This window comes from Shimia litoralis, from assembly GCF_005518135.1.
Classification (GTDB): Bacteria; Pseudomonadota; Alphaproteobacteria; order Rhodobacterales; family Rhodobacteraceae; genus Shimia_E; species Shimia_E litoralis.
Genome location: NZ_SULI01000013.1, coordinates 71,360 through 88,750, shown reverse-complemented (window position 1 = coordinate 88,750; position 17,391 = coordinate 71,360). Strand labels below are relative to the sequence as shown.

14 protein-coding genes are annotated in these 17,391 nt (G+C 53.6%); 4 read left to right on the top strand and 10 right to left on the bottom strand.

Features of this window, described 5'->3' with window-relative positions:
• Nucleotides 1-519: 519 nt before the first annotated feature.
• From FAP39_RS11640 to FAP39_RS11630, 3 genes are all read right to left on the bottom strand, one after another.
• The gene (locus tag FAP39_RS11640) at nt 520-1,818 is read right to left on the bottom strand and encodes a hypothetical protein (RefSeq protein ID WP_138016576.1); all 1,299 of its coding nucleotides are present in this window, start codon (nt 1,816-1,818) and stop codon (nt 520-522) included.
• Nucleotides 1,815-2,804: a hypothetical protein gene (locus tag FAP39_RS11635; RefSeq protein ID WP_138016575.1), complete on the bottom strand. Its 990-nt coding sequence runs from the start codon at nt 2,802-2,804 to the stop codon at nt 1,815-1,817. Before FAP39_RS11635 ends, FAP39_RS11640 begins: the two co-directional genes overlap by 4 nt.
• Before the next feature lie 604 nt (nt 2,805-3,408).
• The gene (locus FAP39_RS11630; RefSeq protein ID WP_138016574.1) at nt 3,409-4,443 is read right to left on the bottom strand and encodes a helix-turn-helix domain-containing protein; all 1,035 of its coding nucleotides are present in this window, start codon (nt 4,441-4,443) and stop codon (nt 3,409-3,411) included.
• 254 nt (nt 4,444-4,697) lie between these two features.
• On the opposite strand from FAP39_RS11630, the gene dmdD reads away from it, so the two are divergent.
• Together dmdD and FAP39_RS11620 are read left to right on the top strand one after the other, a co-directional pair.
• A complete protein-coding gene (dmdD, locus tag FAP39_RS11625; protein ID WP_138016573.1) occupies nt 4,698-5,504 on the top strand; it encodes a methylthioacryloyl-CoA hydratase in 807 nt (268 codons plus the stop codon).
• Between the two features lie 211 nt (nt 5,505-5,715).
• Complete coding sequence (locus FAP39_RS11620; protein WP_138016572.1) at nt 5,716-6,861, top strand: lytic murein transglycosylase; 1,146 nt, start codon at nt 5,716-5,718, stop codon at nt 6,859-6,861.
• Nucleotides 6,862-6,901: 40 nt separating this feature from the next.
• Here the strand turns inward: FAP39_RS11620 and FAP39_RS11615 are convergent, their stop codons facing one another.
• Both FAP39_RS11615 and FAP39_RS11610 read right to left on the bottom strand, forming a co-directional pair.
• Nucleotides 6,902-8,197: an HlyD family type I secretion periplasmic adaptor subunit gene (locus FAP39_RS11615; protein ID WP_138016571.1), complete on the bottom strand. Its 1,296-nt coding sequence runs from the start codon at nt 8,195-8,197 to the stop codon at nt 6,902-6,904.
• Nucleotides 8,194-9,855 (bottom strand): type I secretion system permease/ATPase, encoded by a 1,662-nt coding sequence (locus tag FAP39_RS11610; RefSeq protein ID WP_425471423.1) that lies wholly within the window; start codon nt 9,853-9,855, stop codon nt 8,194-8,196. The genes FAP39_RS11615 and FAP39_RS11610 overlap by 4 nt, the downstream gene beginning before the upstream one ends.
• A 347-nt stretch (nt 9,856-10,202) precedes the next feature.
• Between FAP39_RS11610 and FAP39_RS11605 the strand changes: the two genes are divergently transcribed.
• The gene (locus FAP39_RS11605) at nt 10,203-10,544 is read left to right on the top strand and encodes a RidA family protein (protein ID WP_138016569.1); all 342 of its coding nucleotides are present in this window, start codon (nt 10,203-10,205) and stop codon (nt 10,542-10,544) included.
• A 53-nt stretch (nt 10,545-10,597) separates the two neighbouring features.
• Here FAP39_RS11605 and FAP39_RS11600 read toward each other — a convergent pair whose 3' ends face one another.
• Together FAP39_RS11600 and FAP39_RS11595 are read right to left on the bottom strand one after the other, a co-directional pair.
• A complete protein-coding gene (locus FAP39_RS11600; protein WP_138016568.1) occupies nt 10,598-11,494 on the bottom strand; it encodes a hypothetical protein in 897 nt (298 codons plus the stop codon).
• The gene (locus FAP39_RS11595; protein WP_138016567.1) at nt 11,494-13,812 is read right to left on the bottom strand and encodes a vWA domain-containing protein; all 2,319 of its coding nucleotides are present in this window, start codon (nt 13,810-13,812) and stop codon (nt 11,494-11,496) included. The genes FAP39_RS11600 and FAP39_RS11595 overlap by 1 nt, the downstream gene beginning before the upstream one ends.
• A gap of 180 nt (nt 13,813-13,992) precedes the next feature.
• Here FAP39_RS11595 and FAP39_RS11590 point away from each other — a divergent pair, with 180 nt between their 5' ends.
• On the top strand, nt 13,993-14,727 hold the full coding sequence (locus FAP39_RS11590; protein WP_246059104.1) for a helix-turn-helix transcriptional regulator: 735 nt from the start codon (nt 13,993-13,995) through the stop codon (nt 14,725-14,727).
• Nucleotides 14,728-15,392: 665 nt separating this feature from the next.
• Here the strand turns inward: FAP39_RS11590 and FAP39_RS11585 are convergent.
• The 3 genes from FAP39_RS11585 to FAP39_RS11575 are packed head-to-tail and all read right to left on the bottom strand — an operon-like array spanning nt 15,393 to nt 17,385.
• Nucleotides 15,393-16,115: an ATP-binding cassette domain-containing protein gene (locus FAP39_RS11585; RefSeq protein WP_138016565.1), complete on the bottom strand. Its 723-nt coding sequence runs from the start codon at nt 16,113-16,115 to the stop codon at nt 15,393-15,395.
• Nucleotides 16,109-16,876: an ATP-binding cassette domain-containing protein gene (locus FAP39_RS11580; protein ID WP_138016564.1), complete on the bottom strand. Its 768-nt coding sequence runs from the start codon at nt 16,874-16,876 to the stop codon at nt 16,109-16,111. The genes FAP39_RS11585 and FAP39_RS11580 overlap by 7 nt, the downstream gene beginning before the upstream one ends.
• Entirely contained in the window at nt 16,870-17,385 is a 516-nt protein-coding gene (locus FAP39_RS11575) for an ABC transporter permease (protein ID WP_246059101.1), read from the bottom strand. Before FAP39_RS11575 ends, FAP39_RS11580 begins: the two co-directional genes overlap by 7 nt.
• Between the last annotated feature and the right edge of the window lie 6 nt (nt 17,386-17,391).

Sequence of the window (17,391 nt, the reverse complement as noted above, 5' to 3'; positions counted from 1 at the left end):
ATGAACATAAACCAGATGCATCTTAGCCAAGCCGCAAACCTGTCCTAAAAAGCAGGACCACTTCAGATACACCGTTTTGGGAGGCCGCATCATCACGCGACAAACTAAGCGATCGCTTGAAAATGCTTATGGATATCTGGAACTTGAGGCCCCCAAGTTTCTCCGATTTTTCGCTTCGCTACTCTCCATTTACCCATCAGAATTACGAATATATCCTTCTTGGGTCTGGATGGGCCCCAGACAATTTAACAAGCGTGATGGGTACATTGGACGTGCCGTCTTCGGTTCTGAAAAGGCAGGCAAATCTAAGAATTGGGCTGCCGCCCCAAAGTAAGTCGTTGAAAGATTTTGCCGAACCCTGATTTGACACGGGCCCCAAGAGGGAATGCCGGTATTGCGCCGTCGCAAATTTCAAGCAGTTTGTGAAACTACCGTCGAGCGGCATGCAGTGGAAAACACCCCGCGCTGGTTCTGAGCGAGCACCTGAAGCCTTGCGCGCCAAAATTTGAACACCCGATATTATTTGCGCCAGTCGTCGAATGCGTGTGGATTTTGGACGGTCAAAGTGGTCTCTCTTGGAAGCGGGATGGAGTATCCATTGACCAATGGGAATGTCACGATGCCGTTTTCTTCGGTCGCGAATGAAAATGTGCCGTTGGGACCTCCTGAGAACGTTCCGGTGGCCACGTCACGATCCCCATCATAGCTTGAAACAATGGTAACCGTGCCTTTACCTTCAACCTGAGCGCCAACATTCCAAAATGTCACAACATGGGTGACGGAGCCGATCCAGTCATCCACATAGGCACCGGATGCCGTCACTCTTTGTGGTTCAATTCCATTAATATCGTCAGTGGGCCCGTCAAAATTCGCTAGACCAAGCCCGACCAGATCTGGTTTCCATAATTCATTTGGATCATGGCTCCTGAAATCCTTCAGGATTTTGTCGTATGTTTCTGGATCGATTTCACCTTGGTCACGCAGTTTTTCAAGGTTAAGCAACTTGGTGCCGTTTTTCCATTTTCGTTTTGCTGTGGCTTCAAAAATCTCTTGATCTGACGGGCTGCGGCGCCGAATGAGACCTGATGTTTTATCAACATAAGTATCCGGATCCAGCGTTTGAACCGTACCGTCTTTCAGGATGACGCTGACGCTGGGCAACCATGGTTTAGAGCTGTATTTTGCCCGCCATTCAGAATCCCGCACACGTTTTTCGTGGGCATCAAGCGCAGGTGCCATATATTCCCCATAAGCTTTTTCTCCAAGATATGCGCCGGCGACTTGACCACCGGGTATCCATGACAGCCCCAGAGCGCCTGCTGCTTCGGCCGTCTTTTTGACGATGTCCTCGACCACAACAGCCACAGCGCCCGAGCTGTCACCTTCGACCGCATATGCGGATGCTTTGGCCGCAGTGGATACGAAATCAATGACCTTCAGGACATTGCCGACCTTTTTTAACCAATTTGGGTTTTTGCGCAGTTTGGTTGCGGTACTCTTGTTTTTATCAATGTATCTTTGGGCTTCCGAACTGAGCGCAGGATCCATGTTGGGAAGGTTTTTCAACCTGACAAGCTCTGCATTCATCTTGTCCAGATATGCGGCATAGGCTGCACTGGCTTTAGCCGTCTCCTCAACGGTTTTTCCGGCAAATCCTTTGGTTACGAAATCTGTAACTGCGGGCGTGCCTTTCCAATAGATATCAGAAAGCTCGCCACCTTCTGACGACAACAATGCGGTGTCGTTACTCACCTGAGCAGACGCAGACGAAGCGCAAAGGGCAATTGCAATGGCGGCGGGTATATTTTGGGGTCTCATTCTTCATCCCCTTCGATTGTCAGGAAAAGATCGTAAAATGAATTGAAACTAAAGAGATCCAGTTGGTTTAAAACAGGCCCGTTTGGTGAGTGATCTTGTTGCATGGCAATAAAAAGATCGGGGTTCTCAATCGACGCCAGCATTAAGAGGCTGGAATTGTCTGTCGACTGGTACGCAACCGGAATAAAGCTGTTCCAGAGACGATCTTCTAATAGGGTCAAGGTGTTCATCTGTTCGGAAAAACGCCCGTCAAATTGGGCCTTGTTGGCAGCCACATCTCGAGAAAGATCGTTCCACAAGTTGCGTACTTGTGCGGCGTTTCCGTCGGATGCACGCAAAACCGGCAATAGGTCGGCCTGATATTCCATGAATTGCTTTGAGGCCCCGAACGTAAGGCCGTCAAGAAGGTCAGCGTCTAATCCGGCGATATCTTCTTGAGTGAGGTCTTCAAACAGGGACTCAATCCCCGTCGTCAGGCCCGCATTGTACATGCCAACGCCGACGGGACCGTATAAATCAAGGGCCTGCCACATGCGAACTGTGGGGTATGGCGGGTCTTCTCCATAGAGAAGGCTATTAATCAGCATCGTCGCATCTGTCATCCGCAAGTCACCCTGAGCATCCTCTTGCCAAAGAGTGAGTAGAAGTGTTTCGCTCCATGGATGGGCAAAGGTCACTGTCTGTTTGTCTGATCCAATGTTGGAAATGTTCACCAAAGCAGTGCTGAAATACAGGGACCAGCCCATAGCGGGGTCTGTCACAGGCCACATGTCATTGCCCAGATCAACCAACTTTAGATTGGCCGACGGCGTGCTGTAGTATTCCAAAGCCTCTACAAAGTTTTCAACAGCAACGCTGCGAAAGGTTTCCGCCGTTATGCGCAAATTTCTGGCGTCTTCATGCAATGATTTTGCGTGGGCGTGCGCGGCCAACGTTATGAAAAGAGACACAAAGACTGGCCTTAGAATACATCTCGGAAACTTCATTGGGTTCTCCCATGTTGGCATATTTGATGGTCGAGAGGGATCACAAAGGGGGCATATCCCCTTTGGGGTTCACAAACGGTCCAATTTCGATTGTCTACAGCATGCCTGTCATCTCGGCTCCATACGCCACACCTAATACACACAAATCCAAATTTTGGATGGGACGCGATTACCAAGTCATTTTCATCCTCACTCAAAGACACTCGGACACATTCTAAAGAAGGAATGGATTTTGCGCGCTGATGTAGATCAGGTTCCTCGTTGTGGGTGGCCTCACACAAATTGCCTCGCATCACGTTTGATTGGAGAGAAAAGAAGAGCGGTTCGGAGGCAGTCCCGGCTTCGGGCCGCTCTTGGTGAGGTAAGCCTCGGGGATGGTATGGACCTCACTAATGTGCCAGATATCGCCGAATTTATGTGATAATTCCACACAACGCCCAGTCATATCGCCATGCCCGAAATGACGCTTGAGCCTTTGGGCCGGCTTCACCGTTGACTAGGCGATCGGAACGCGGACGGTTGCCGCATCAACCGAAGTTTCGCGCGCCACCAGCAAGACCCGCACATCGCGGTAGGATACTATGCGCTATTCAGTGTTAAACCTTCAAAGAGACGCAGAAACAGCCGCCGATCGCCGAAATTTACCCGGTGTGTCGCCGGTCCAGCGTCGGAAGGCCCGATGAAAATTTGATGCAGAGGAAAACCCGAGATCCTGAGAGATTTTTTCAATGCTCTTTTGATTGTTATGAATATCCCGGATGGCGATATCGCGGCGCAACTCATCTTTGATTGCTTGAAACGATGTGCCCTCACCATCCAGATGGCGCATCAGCGTTCGTGGCGTTTTGTGAAACGCGTTGGCGGCATCAACGAGGTGACAGTCATGCCATTCGGATTGGTATAGGAACTCGCGAATGCGTAGCGACCACGTATGTTTGTGCGAGCTCGTGAATATCCAATCTCGCGGAGCTCGAGACAGGAACTCGGCCAGTTCAGCCTTGCCTTTGCGGGCTGGCAAACCGAATGCCTCAGGGATGAAGGTGATCGTAGAGGCCGGGGACTCGAATGAAACTCTGGCTGGAAAAATTACACCATAATCCGCCACAAAATCGGGTCGAGGAAAAGCCAAAGCAACGGAAGAAACGCGCAGTTCATATCCTGAAAGCCAGGACAGCAGGCCATGCGCGAGTTTCAGAATGAGCATGTGGCCAAACCGCTGAACCTTTGGCGCGCCTTGAGGTATGAGGGATAGGGACAGATGATCGGCTTGGGCATGTACCTCGCAGAGATAGTCATCAAGCAATAAATTCCAGAACGTAGAAAACCGATATAATGCAGATGGTAAAGTTTCGGCCGCCTGAACTGTGGTCAAAAGGTGCTGAAGCGCACGTGGTCGAATAGGTCGGCTCCAAAGTCCCATCATCTCGTCATGACTTTCCACCGCGGCGACTTGATACAGGTGGACAATCTGGTCGAGCGTCACTCGCTCATCGATTTGCTTGGATGTCGATCTAAGGCCGGCTCTTTGCGTGAATGACTCCATCTGAGCGGGCGTACAACAGCCCCGCAGTGCGTCTAGCCAATCATCGATAAATTGTCGCGATACAGTAGCTAGAGTAGTGGGAGAAAGATCGGTCATTGCCCTCGTCTATCTCAAAATGTCACTTAAAGATAATGGAATGTCCATTTTCCACGTAGTTTCAGTGAAATATCTGGGATATTTGGCAATGAATAACAAAATTGGATAACCTGAGAGAGCTTGGCGAGGATTGGTTCAGTGTAACGGCCTTGCCGGGTGCAGCCGCGAAATCCAGCTTCGGATGAACTCCGAGCTTCAGGGCTGGTAGGGCGCTCTCTTTGTGTCCAAGAACACGACATACGAAAGGATATACTTTGACCCCCGATCTAAACTTTGACGACTATACGCAACTCGACATTCAAACCCGCGAAAATGGCGTCGCTGTGGTGACATTGAATCGCCCCGAAAAGCGCAACGCATTGGATGTTGCCACGATCGAAGAGCTTGTACGTCTTTTCACGACTGCGCGCATTAAAGGGGTTCGTGCGGTTGTGTTGGCAGGATCGGGTGACCATTTTTGCGCTGGACTTGATCTTGTAGAACATTGGAAGGCAGATCGTAGCCCTGACGACTTTATGCACGTTTGTTTACGTTGGCACGAAGCATTCAACAAAATGGAATATGGTGGCGTTCCAGTCATTGCGGCGCTGACCGGCGCGGTGGTTGGCGGTGGTCTTGAGCTGGCCAGCTCTGCCCATATTCGCGTGATGGACAACACGACGTATTTTGCTTTGCCAGAAGGACAGCGCGGGATTTTTACAGGGGGCGGAGCCACAATTCGCGTCAGCGACTTGATCGGTAAATCACGGATGATTGATATGATCCTGATGGGCCGCGTGTATCAAGGACAGGAAGCCGTTGATCTTGGTTTGGCGCAGTACATCACCGAAGGCTCAAGTCTTGAGATGGCGCTAGAGCTCGCAGACAAAGTCGCAGCCAACCTTCCTCTGACCAATTTTGCGATTTGCTCGGCCATCAGCCACCTGAATAATATGTCAGCAATGGACGCGGCATATGCCGAATCTGTGGTTGCCGGTGTGGTCAACACCCAGCCGGCAGCACGGGAGCGGTTAGAGGCGTTCGCAAACAAAACTGCCGCACGGATACGTCCAAACGACTAAGCGAGTGCGAGTCTAGGCGCGCGAACGGGCCGCCTTTTGAGAAATTTTGACGCAACGGTAGGTGTCTGCCGTTGCGTCGGAGCTTGCACAGAACTTTGTCTGAACCTCGCAAAATTCCGCTCCCAACTTCAGTAAACCGGTAATCCTGTCTTGCGAGCCAGCATTGTTTCGATAACCATGGGTTCGAAGCAGATAGAAGTTGGGCAATCACATGAATATCACGAGACGGCATTTTGGGTTCGGTCTGGCTGCCTTTGGTCTCTCTGCATGCAGCTCAAATCTTGCAAGCGTACAGCCGCAGAGCAGCGGTGGGGGGCTTGCCGCCGATTTGCGACCGACGCCAAACGCGGGATATGATGCTTGGGTGACCTCGTTCAAATCTCGGGCGGGCGGTTATGGCATTTCGGATGCGACCCTTCGTGCAGGATTTCGCGGCACCGGGTATCTTCCGGGTGTTGTGAAGCGGGACCGAAACCAGACGGAATTTAAACGCAGCCTTGAAGATTACCTGTCGATCGCGGCCTCTGATGAAAGAGTGAGCAAAGGCCGCGCTGCATTTTCAAAATACCGGGGCACTCTGAACGCGCTCGAGGCCAAGTATGGCGTCGATGCAGAGATCATTACGGCCATTTGGGGCCTTGAGAGCTTCTATGGCGAGCGGCGTGGGGATGTGCCTGTGATATCGGCTACGTCGACGTTAGCGTATGATGGCCGCAGGGGCTCATTCTTTGAAAAGCAATTGGTGGCGGCTCTCAAGATTATTCAAAATGGCGATATTCCGGCGTCACAAATGACCGGAAGCTGGGCTGGCGCGATGGGTCATACACAGTTTATTCCAACATCTTACGAGTCTTTTGCGGTGGATTTCACAGGCGACGGACGACGAGATATCTGGTCGTCGGACCCAAGCGACGCGCTTGCCTCGACGGCGGCCTATCTACAGCGCAACGGGTGGGTGCGGGGCAAGCCGTGGGGCAAAGAGGTTCAGCCGGGGGCAAAGGCAAGCAACGTAATACAGCCGCAACAGGGCGGCCCAAGGTTCGCGACTACCGGGAATTTTAAGGTAATCAAGCGCTATAATAATTCAGATGCGTATGCGATCGGGGTTGGTCATCTTGCGGATCGAATAGCGGGCGGTGGGCCTTTGCGTACCAGTTTTCCACCAGATTCAAATGGCCTGACCAAGGATGACCGCATCAGCCTGCAACGTGGACTTACGGCCAAAGGGTTTGACACTGGCGGTACAGACGGGGTGATCGGTCCAAACAGTCGAAAGGCGATTAGCGCCTATCAGTCACAACAAGGGCTTGCAGTGACCGGAGAACCTTCGATTGCGTTGCTAAATTCTTTGGGCTGAGGCGGAGCTTCCTATCGGTTTAATAGAAAGCACCCTGCACTCAGTCCTCTCTAAACGCGCGATCAAAATATGTACTGATCGGGCGTATTAAATACGTGAGAGGCGTGCGCATATCTGTTTTCAAGAATACGATCACGGGCATGCCGGGGATCACCGCCTGTCTTGTCTGCGTATTCAAGGTATCCGGATCAATTGCGAGCACGGCGTCGAAATATGACTGCCTGCGGGTTTCATCCCAAGTGGCGTCAGCTGAGATGCGTACTACATGGGCCTTAAGGTCTGGCGTGGATCGTCCGAGCGCCCCAATCTTGAGCGTAGCGGGTTGGCTTCGATAGATCCGATCCACATCGTTTGGGGAAATTCGCGCAATTACCTCTAGAGGTTTGTTGTTCGGGACAATGTGCATGATCGGGGCTGCGGGTCGAATGACGGATTTGGCTGCAAACACTTGAGAATCAAATACCACGCCACTTACAGGTGCGCGTATATCCAACCGTGAAAGTCGTTCCATCAACGCCAAACGGCGTTCGCGCAACTCAGAGTTCGCAGCCACTAGCTCACGTAACTGAATCATGGCGCCTTCACGCCGATCATCCTGTAATTTTTCCGTTTCCATTGTGAGAACGGAGGCCTGCAACCTATCCTCTGCGATCAGCGCTAACAAGCGTCCAGTGTCCCCATCAAGCCGAGCCTGCTCACGTTGAAGAGCACGCAACCGTCCTGCCTCGACCAGATTTCGCCTGAAGAGTTGTTCAACCGCATGAATTTCCTGTTTTACTAAAATCAGTTGGCTTTCGTTGGCATGTATCTGAGCGAAGGCGCCGGAAATTTTCTGTTCTATCTGCGCCTGCCGTGCGTTGATCTGGGATGTTTTGCGGCGCAATGATGTGTTGCGGATTTCGTACAGGTCGCGTTGTGATTTGGCGTGGGTATCGAGATCTTTTTGATCCACATGCGCGAGTATCAACGGGATGGAAAAATTCGGGATCATCGCATCATCACGCTCGGCCCTTAGGCGCGCGATATGCGCAAAATTTTGTGCCATTTGCCCTTCTACAATGGCCAGCTCCGAGCGCAGGAATGTCCCGTCTAGTTGAATGAGGACTTCGCCCGCGAGAATATGATCGCCGTCGCGCACCAAAATTTCGCCGACGACACCGCCTTCTTGATGTTGAATGACTTGCGGGTTGTTTTCGACTTGGACGGTGCCGCTGGTCACCACGGATCCCGCTATTTTGGTGCGTGTTCCCCATGTGACTAGCGTCAAAACCAGGAACAAAATTGCACCATAGCCCAAGACCGTTGGAAAGAACGTATGCAACCGATTGGAGGTCATGAGGCGGTTCCGTGTGCGGTCAACGGATGCACGCCATCGGCGTTTTGAACCATTGTGCGAATGATCTGATCTCTGGGTCCAAGTCCTGAGATTGTTCCATGGTGTAAGACCATGAGGGTGTCACATGCATGTATCGCAGTAGGGCGATGAGTCATCACGACCACTGTTTTGCCACGCTGTTTCATGTTTTGGACCACCTTGTTCAGCGCAGCAGACCCTTCAGCGTCAAGCGCGGAATTCGGTTCATCCAGCACGAGCAGGACTGGGTCACGAAATAGCGCGCGCGCTAGAGCCAGACGCTGCAGGCCCCCTCCCGACAACTGCGGCTGCTGTGGATCAAGCTCGGTGGCATACCCATCGGGCAGATCAAGTATCATGTTGTGAACATGGGCTTGGCGGGCCGCCGTAATGATTTGGTCCATGGTGGCAGCCTCATCCATCTGCGCAATGTTCTGGGCAATAGAGCCTTGGAAAATGCGAACGTTCTGCGGAAGATAACCGACAAACTGCCCCAGTTGATTTGTCCCATATTGACTGAGTGTCGCCCCGCCTAATCGGATAGCCCCCAAAAGCGGCTGTTCCAACCCGACAAGCGCACGGGCAAGCGTTGTCTTGCCGGATCCGCTACGACCAATGACACCAAGCGCCGTGCCCGCAGGGATGTCGAACGAGAGGTCGTCTAGAATTGGTGTGGTGGCTCCAGATGGCGAGAACGACAAGTTGTGAACGCTGATACAAGAAGACGGCCGTGGCAATTTCGGCAATTGAGATTTGGTTGGTTGGTTCAGTGACAGGTGTCGCACGGCGCGGTACCCGGCCCAAGCTCGCTGAGCGACGTGCCACTGGGCCAGCCCCTGCTCGACAGGTGCAAGCGCACGTCCCATGAGAATAGATCCGGCTATCATGGCGCCTGCAGTCAACTCCCCTTGCAGGACAAGCCATGCGCCCACTGCCAACATTCCGGACTGAAGCAGAAAGCGAAAGGATTTAGAGAATGCGGTCAAGGCGCCGGTACCGTCATTCGCTGTCAGGGTCGCCATGGCTGCCTTGTGCTGAAGACTTGCCCATTTTTTGCTGATTGCCCCGACCATGCCCTGCGCTTGGATCACATCGCTACATTGCCGTGATTGGGCTGCAAACTGCTGTGCCTGAAAAGCAAAGCGTTGAGCGTTGAGCGCATTTTTAGAGGTAAGCCATTGATTAATAAGGGTCGCCAAGAGAAGTATCGTACCGCCACCCAATGCCAGCCACCCCAGCAGCGGGTGAAATACAAATATTGCGATCGCGAAGACAGGTGTCCAAGGTAAATCAAAAAATACGAGGCAGACAGGAGATGTCCAGAAGGTTCGAATAGCCTCAAGGTCATGCAACTGTGCGGTCTTATTGTGCGGTAATGAGTTCGACCCATTCAGTGTCGTGCGGAAAACCTGCACACCTAAAGCGTCGTGGAAACGTGCGCCTATTCGCGCTGCAATGCGCCCGCGCGCATATTCCAAGATGCCAAATAGCCCGTACAGAATGATGACCAAACCCGTCAACGCGACAAGGGTCTCTTCTGAACCTGATGACAAGACACGATCATAGACTTGAAGCATGAACAGAGGCCCTGTCAGCATCAAGATATTGGTGAAAACGCTAAACAGAAACACAGATATCAACTGGCGACGAACGCCTATAGGTGCCGATTCTGACCGCGAAATAGATTGTGTACCTGATAACATTGTAGATCGTCCCCTGACGAGGCGCAGGACAAGATAAGGATTTCTGAGTGTGACAAGGAATAATGACGTCCGATCCGCATGGGGGTCAACGGCGCTAAAGACTCACTTTTATTCAATGTTTCCTGTGAATAGACGATGCTACGAGGGGCGCTCGTCGGCGCGATAGCGCCTGTGCTATAGGGTGGAATGAGAATTCGGGGACATGATATGCCACTGGCAGTGACGGCGAAATCCCCCTAGAGTCAGCGATTGAGTTGAATGTTATGCAAACACTGGAAAACAAAATGATTGAACGGATCGAGACCGGCGTGAGGTCTTCCAAAATCGTGAAACACAATGGCGTCGCATATATCACCGGGCAAGTCGGTGAAGGCGAGACGATTCAAGAGCAGACTCAGGAATGTTTGCGACGATTGGATGCGTTGCTTGAGCAAGCGGGGTCTTCTCGGGAGAAGATGCTACGTGCCACGATTTGGCTTGCAGATATGAGCGACTTTGCCGGTTTGAATGAGGTCTGGAACGCATGGGTGCCAGAGGGCCATGCCCCAGCACGGGCTTGTGGTGAAGCAAAGCTTGCCAGAGCCGAACTCAAGGTCGAAATTATTGTGGATGCCGCATACGACTAGGGCGAAACTGTGAATACCAATTGATCCTTGGGATCAATTGGTATTGCCGAGTCTCAGTTGAGGCGCAAGTAGCGCCCACTCACAGTGGCCACACAGTTGGTCGAGCTTTGGGCCATGGCCGCGAGTGCTGGCGCAAGGCGCATATTGATGCGGGCCCATATTTTCACAGTGCTTGGATCGCGGGCGTGCATCGCCATGGATATGGTCATGGCCATTCCCGACCCTTCGGCATCCAATGAATACGGTTGCGAAAAATATCCATTTGGCCCGACGGGCTGCCACGTCAAAGATTTGATGTCAGTGGGGAAATCAGAGGGCTGCCACCACTTTTTTGTGAAGGTGACATCGGCCACCCATTCAGACGCAAACTGTGCCGCAGCTTGACCGACACCGGGCGGGCAGCCGTCGATCGAGACATCATCCTGAGTGCTTTTCCAGCGCCCGTCTAGCAGTGTGATCGCCCCCAATTCGTCATCCGTGAACAACTCAATGGGCCCGTTTTCCTGCGCAACCTGATCTAGATCGAGGGGCTTTCTGGCGGCGCCCATTGCGATCGGAGTTATGCTGTTAATCACCTCAGGTGGAATTGCAAATTCAGGGTCCGGGTCGGTCCCATCCTTGAATACCTCAATTTCACCTTTGGGGTTCTCGACAGCCCCGTCGCCGCCCAACTTGTGGTCAATACGGTTCAGGCTGTTGGAATAGATTGCGTGCTGTGTTCCGTCAAAGTCGGACATTGCTTTCGGAAAACCATATTTCTCGGTAAATGCGCGCCCCGCTTTCTTTTCAAACTCGGCGCGCGATATGTATTTACCTGTCAGCGCCACCCCGCCTGTGTCCAGTTTGGTGAGGATAGGAATGTCGGCGCCAGCACGATCCACATCTTGAGCATAAATTGGAGCAGCGGATAAAGTACATGCAACTGCAATGGCTTTGGGAAAAAGGTGCATCAGAACATACTCACAATTCGTTGTTTTCCTTTAGGCAGGGTCACGATCATTCCATGAAATACGTGTTCTTTACCGTCCCAATGTGGTGGCCGTGACATCTGCATATGCAACGACTGCGCTTCTGGACCTGCAGAAATCATCAAACCTTGAACGTCGTCGTTGCTGCTTTTTAACAGGTCCACAACAAGCGGGTCATATTCTTGTGCCGGAACCCCAAGTGAACGGCCGTCATAGATCAGCAGGCTGCCCGAGACTTCTTCTGGGCCCACTGGCGGAGCTAACCGAAGCAGCCCAAAGACCTCGAAGGTTTTTGCATCTGCCAATGTCCAGGTGCGGAAGAGGCCGGGCGTCTGAAAGTCTTCCGCAATTTCAGACGGATCGCCATTGGAGATACCCACGCTATCGCCGTCAAACATGGCTTCGTTGCGGTCGTTAATCCACCCTTCAAGCGAGTGTGCCTGTGCGGTTGTTTGACTGCCGCTGTCTCTCAGGGTGCACACTGAATCGGTGGGTGCCTGATCCGTGCCATCTGCCAGCTTGCCGTCTCTGCCAAAGTGGCGGCATTCGGTAAGGGCGCTGGGCAATAGTGGATTTACGACAACCCACTCTCCGGTTCCCAGGTTAAAGACTTCGAAGGATGGACGGCCTGTTTCTGTAAGGGCCTCGTTGGCAATGCCAAACCCCTCGTGTAGCGGAATGTCTTCTGCATCTATGTGGTTGGGTGAATGCAAACAAAATGGTTGGGTGCAGGCAAAGCTGGTGTCTTCTGGTGCGATATGGCGCAAGCGCTGATCAGCAGTTTCATTGGCATTGCCGTGCTGTGATGCCGGAGACGGGGTGGCATCCGGCATGGTGTTATGCGCCGCTGGCGGGGCCACTGTATCGGGATCATCGGGTAAAGTGACGTCGCCCACGACAATTTCGGCCAGCTGGGTCTGTTGCAGATCGCCGCCGCCGCTGTGGGCATAGATCAATGTGTACACACCAGAGGTGTCCGGCAACTGCAATTGCCATCCTTCTTTGGAAACTGCGCCATCCACGGTCACTTCGGATATGGTTTTGCCATCGCGGGTGAGGATCAAACTATTGTAATAATAGGTATCTCCAGTGATCTTGATATCCAGCCGCCCCCCTGGTGATCCACGGGTGGCGCCATTCCATTTCGGAACGACATTTTGGGCGTATGTCACCGGGAACCGCGCCAAAACATCGGAACCATTTGCAACAATCACATCATATGGACCTGCTTGGTCGGGCGACACAAAGGTGTGATAGGACATACCGGATCCATCAGTGCCAAAGCGATACTCGTAATCAACAAAGGCACCGTCGGCGTTAGCCCCCCGCGCAACTAAACCCACGGTAAATTCGGCATTCGCCTGAAGGGCGGCAGAGGGTGTCAGGAAAAACCCATGCTCAACGCCAAGAAGGTATGGCGACCCGTCAGCCAAGGAAAACCGTGCGAGCGCGGCCTTGAACGGGACATCAACGGTTTCCAAATTCGGCCGAACATCTACTTCAATTGCGCCACTGCCTTCTGGCGATATCGCTTCTATGCGCCATTCTCCGGCAGGTAGTGAGACCGCAAGCCCTTGGATGATTTGATCTGCACCGGTTAAGTTACCAAGGTTGCGCCGCTCACCGCTTGTGACATTGGTGGCGCGCAGGGCCACACTATTCGGGCGTACGGTGCCTTCCGCAAGAATGATTTGGACAACCGTGTCGATCAAGGTTTCGGGTGCATCCGACGCAGTCACCGTTACTAGGTCGGTACTTTTTACCTCAGCAAAGGCTTTGATCAGAGATCCGGTGTCGGCTGCATCTCGATACAGGCCCCCCGTATTTTCCGCGAGACAGCGCAGCTTCTCTTTGTCATCGTCTGTTGCGATCCCTAGGCCAATCACATGCGCGGTAAAGTCGATTCCCAGTTCTTCCAGCTCTGCACTGGTGGCGCAGGGGTCGGCTTTGCATGTCTCCACGCCGTCCGAAAAAAGGATGACCGTGGCTTTGTCTTCGGTATAACGCAGCCTTTCGGCTGCGAGGCGTACAGAGTCAGATAGAGGCGTTTTACCTTTGGGAGAAAGGCCAGATACTTTTTCAATGACGACATCAGCCGCCCCTGGTGTGGGTTCGACCAGAACCTCGATATCACTGCAGTCGCCTTTGCGGCGGTGCCCAAATGCGATCAATCCGATGTCTGATGACGGGTTTCCTGCCCACAGGTCACGGGATTGGTCAAAGGCGTCCCGCGCGATTTCGATTTTTGCACGACCATCCAACTGCCCCCACATTGAGCCGGAAGCGTCAAATACAATCATGGTGTTCTCTTGCGCCGTTGCGGCGGACGCCAAAAGAAATCCAGCGATTGTAGCCCCTAATTTAAGCACTGGTCGGTTCTCCTCATTAGGTGTTGATCCCAAAACCTTTTTCCGTAACGATACCCCCCCCAAGTCTACCCCCCCTGTTGAGGGGGGTGTCCGAATTAGTGGGGTATCGTTTTGAGTGTTTGGTCCGAAATCGAAAAGATCGAAAGCCAGACCACTCTGACGAGTTTGTGGGAGCAGGCCCAAACCACATTCCAAAGCTATGGATTTCCGTTCGCGATATACGTGGCCACTGATGATACTGAGATGCCCCCGTTTGTGCGGACAAACATTCCAGAGGTGTATTCGGAAAACCCGCCAGCGGATGATCCGTTCTTGCGATATTGTTGTTACTCTTACGAGCACGTGTTTACGGGTTCGGAGTTTTTGGATTCCCACAGCATGCTCACCGCGGAAGAACGCGCGTTTATCGTCGCTGCCGGAGAACGAACAGGGTATGTATCCGGCCTAGCGCTACCAATGCGCCTTCGTGGGTCAGATCGGTTTGGTGGATTTATCCTCGGGACACGCCTCAAGCGGCGAGAGTGTACTGTGCTGGTCGACGCCAATTTGGATAACATCCGCCTGTTGTGCTTGATGATCCATCGTCGGCTAGAGGAAATACTGCTTGAATCTGATCGTATCGCAGGATTCCGCGAGCGTTTGATTTCCCCGAAGATGGATGCCGATGCTGTGCTGAGCCCTAGACAGGCCGAGGTCATGTTTTTGTTTGCCCAAGGCCTGAGCACAAAAGAAGCCGCGCAAGTGTGCAATATCTCTCCTCACACGGTTTCTGAGTATGCAAAAGAAAGCTATCGAAAATTGGGGGTCCGTAATCGGGTCGAGGCCGTTCTCAAGCTGAAACACTGATCTGCGTGTAAGTAGGTATTTCGACGATTGAGATGTGCAGAGAGTGTGCACGACCTATTCTCCTCGCTCTGCCAGTTATCGAAATCCGTAGGAGGTCAGTTAGGAGTGCCACCCCAGCAGTTCGAGGCACCGTTATGAATCCGGTGTGCGTCAAGCCGGCCTCGAGAATGAAGAGTCAGGTTACATGATGGGAACTCCATGAAGACCGTAAGTGGGCGGGACGTGTCTGGTGACGAACCCGAATTAGGGCTTGTTCTCTTTACGCCGAGTTGAGCTCGGAGGTTGCCAGCTATTTCAAAGGTTTGGAGTACCCAAACGGCAATCGATCGGGACATAAATGTTAGCGTAGGGGTGACGATCTTATGGCGAGGTCGCAGGATACGTCCTTCACGGGTTTGATTGGAGGCGCAGATGAGCAAACATAGTCGATTTCTAAGCATGTTGCTTCGCCATCATCCAAAATGACGGCCCCAATTGCATTATCAGCGCTCAATCTACGGAATTCCCGCGATCAAGGTGGCAGACAAAGACTGCAGTCAACGTATCTAACACCGTCAAACACGCGCGAGTGGCAAAGAAAACCCCATCCGTCGGCGCTCTTTCCCCATAGCCTCATCCCGGAAATTGCGATCTCCTCCTTGCGAGGTTTGTCACTGAGGCCATTTCTATAGGGTTTTTGCATAAGCGCGTGCCAGGGGGTGCGTTGCTTGTTCGAAGAATGATTGCATGGGGATGTCCTCCGCAATGCGAGCGTCGTCGAGGACGAGGATTCGATTTGCGAGTTGTTTGAGTGGAGCAAGGTCATGGCTGACAATCAGCATTGCCAAGCCTGTGTCGGATTGGACCTTGCGCAGCAACTCGATTGTGTTGATTTGGGTGGTCAGGTCGAGCGACGACAGAGGTTCATCCAGTACCAGAAACCGTGGTTTGGCGGCCAGCGCTTTGGCCAGCGCGACCCGCTGGCATTGCCCGCCGGACAGCGCATAGGGGCGACGGGCGTGTAAAGAAGACGACAAGCCGAGAGCATCCAGTAAGGAAGCAGCCCGTGTGCGACGTTTGTCAGGCGCTCCGATGCCAAAGCCCGAAAGGGTCTCCATCACCGCGCCATGGGCCGTGAGATAGGGGCTGAGCGATTGGGTTGGGTCCTGCCATAGATACTGGATCTGCTGCCGGGCGGACCCGTGGCCGGGCCGTATTTGCGAACCTGCAAATGAAATATTGCCGGCGTCGATCTGTTCCAGCCCGACGAGGCAGCGTGCGAGAGTGGATTTTCCGGAACCCGAGCGCCCTATCAATCCGACCACTTCACCGGGTGCGATCGAAAGATCAATCCCGCGCAACACCTCGCGCCCGTGGAAGTGTTTGGATAGTCCCCGCACCTTCAGCATGTGGATTGCAGCGCTTGGGCTGCCTCTGCCAGTTGTCGCGCCGATGGGGCTGTGGACGCCGCCAGATCCGATATCGGTGCATCTTCTACCAGTCGTCCGTGCTCCATCACCAATGTGCGGCTGGCGATTTCGGCCACGGCGCGAAGGTCGTGGCTGATGAACAAAACGGCAGAGCCGACCTCGTTCGCCATCTTGTCCAGAGCGGCAAGAATTTCCCGTTCGGTCAACACATCAAGTCCGGTGGTGGGCTCGTCAGCGATCAAGATGCGCGGACGTAGGATCAGGGCCATGGCGATCAGCACCCGTTGCTTCATGCCGCCGGACAGTTGGTAGGGAAAGAAATCAGCCACATGCGGGTCCAGTGCAACGGTTTCGAGGGCAGAGGTTACCGCCTGCTTCGGGTTCGCGCCAACGATCCGCGCCGTTTCCACCAGTTGGGCGCGGATGCTGCGGGCTGGGGTCAGGGCTGTGCCAGGGCTTTGGAAAATCTGGAACACCCTGCGTCCCCGAATTTGTCGCCAGACGTGAGGCGCCGCGCCGACTAGCTCAACACCGTCGATCCGGGCTGTGCCGGTGGTAATCGCAAGCGGTGGGCGCAGCAATCCGCATAACGCAGCGGCTGTGAGCGACTTGCCACAGCCACTTTGCCCGACAAGCCCGACACGTTCACCCGGCGCGATGTTGAAGTTGAGTTGGTCAAGCAAAGGCGGCGCACCGGGGTTGGTGACGCTCAGGTTAGAGACGGACAGGGCATCTACCATTGATAGGGCTCCCTCTTGTCGAGCCACATGCGAAGCCCCTCACCGACGAGATTGAACGCCAGCACTGCAAGGGTGACGGCGAGGCCGGGCACGAGCAACATGTGCGGCGCCTGTGTAACGAACGGCCGGGCTTCGTTCAGCATCGCGCCCCATTCCGGCGTCGGAGGCTGGGCGCCGATGCCCAGAAAACTGAGCGAGGACAATGCCAGTAGGACCGAGGCGGTTTCCAGCGAGATGATCACAGCCAGCGGCGGAAGCACCTGTGGCAGGATATGCCGCAAAACGACGCGCGTGCGGGATGCGCCAGTCAGGCGGGCGGCGTGGACGAACTCGCGCTGACTTGCCGACATCACCAGCGTTCGCACCAATCGGGCGTTAGAGGGCCACCAAGCTGCGGCGACGCCAAGGATCGATGCCTCGAGGGACGCCCCCATAAAGCCAATGATTGCCAGCGCTAGCACCAGCGTCGGAAAAGCCATGATGATATCGGCGAGACGCATCATGATCATGTCGAC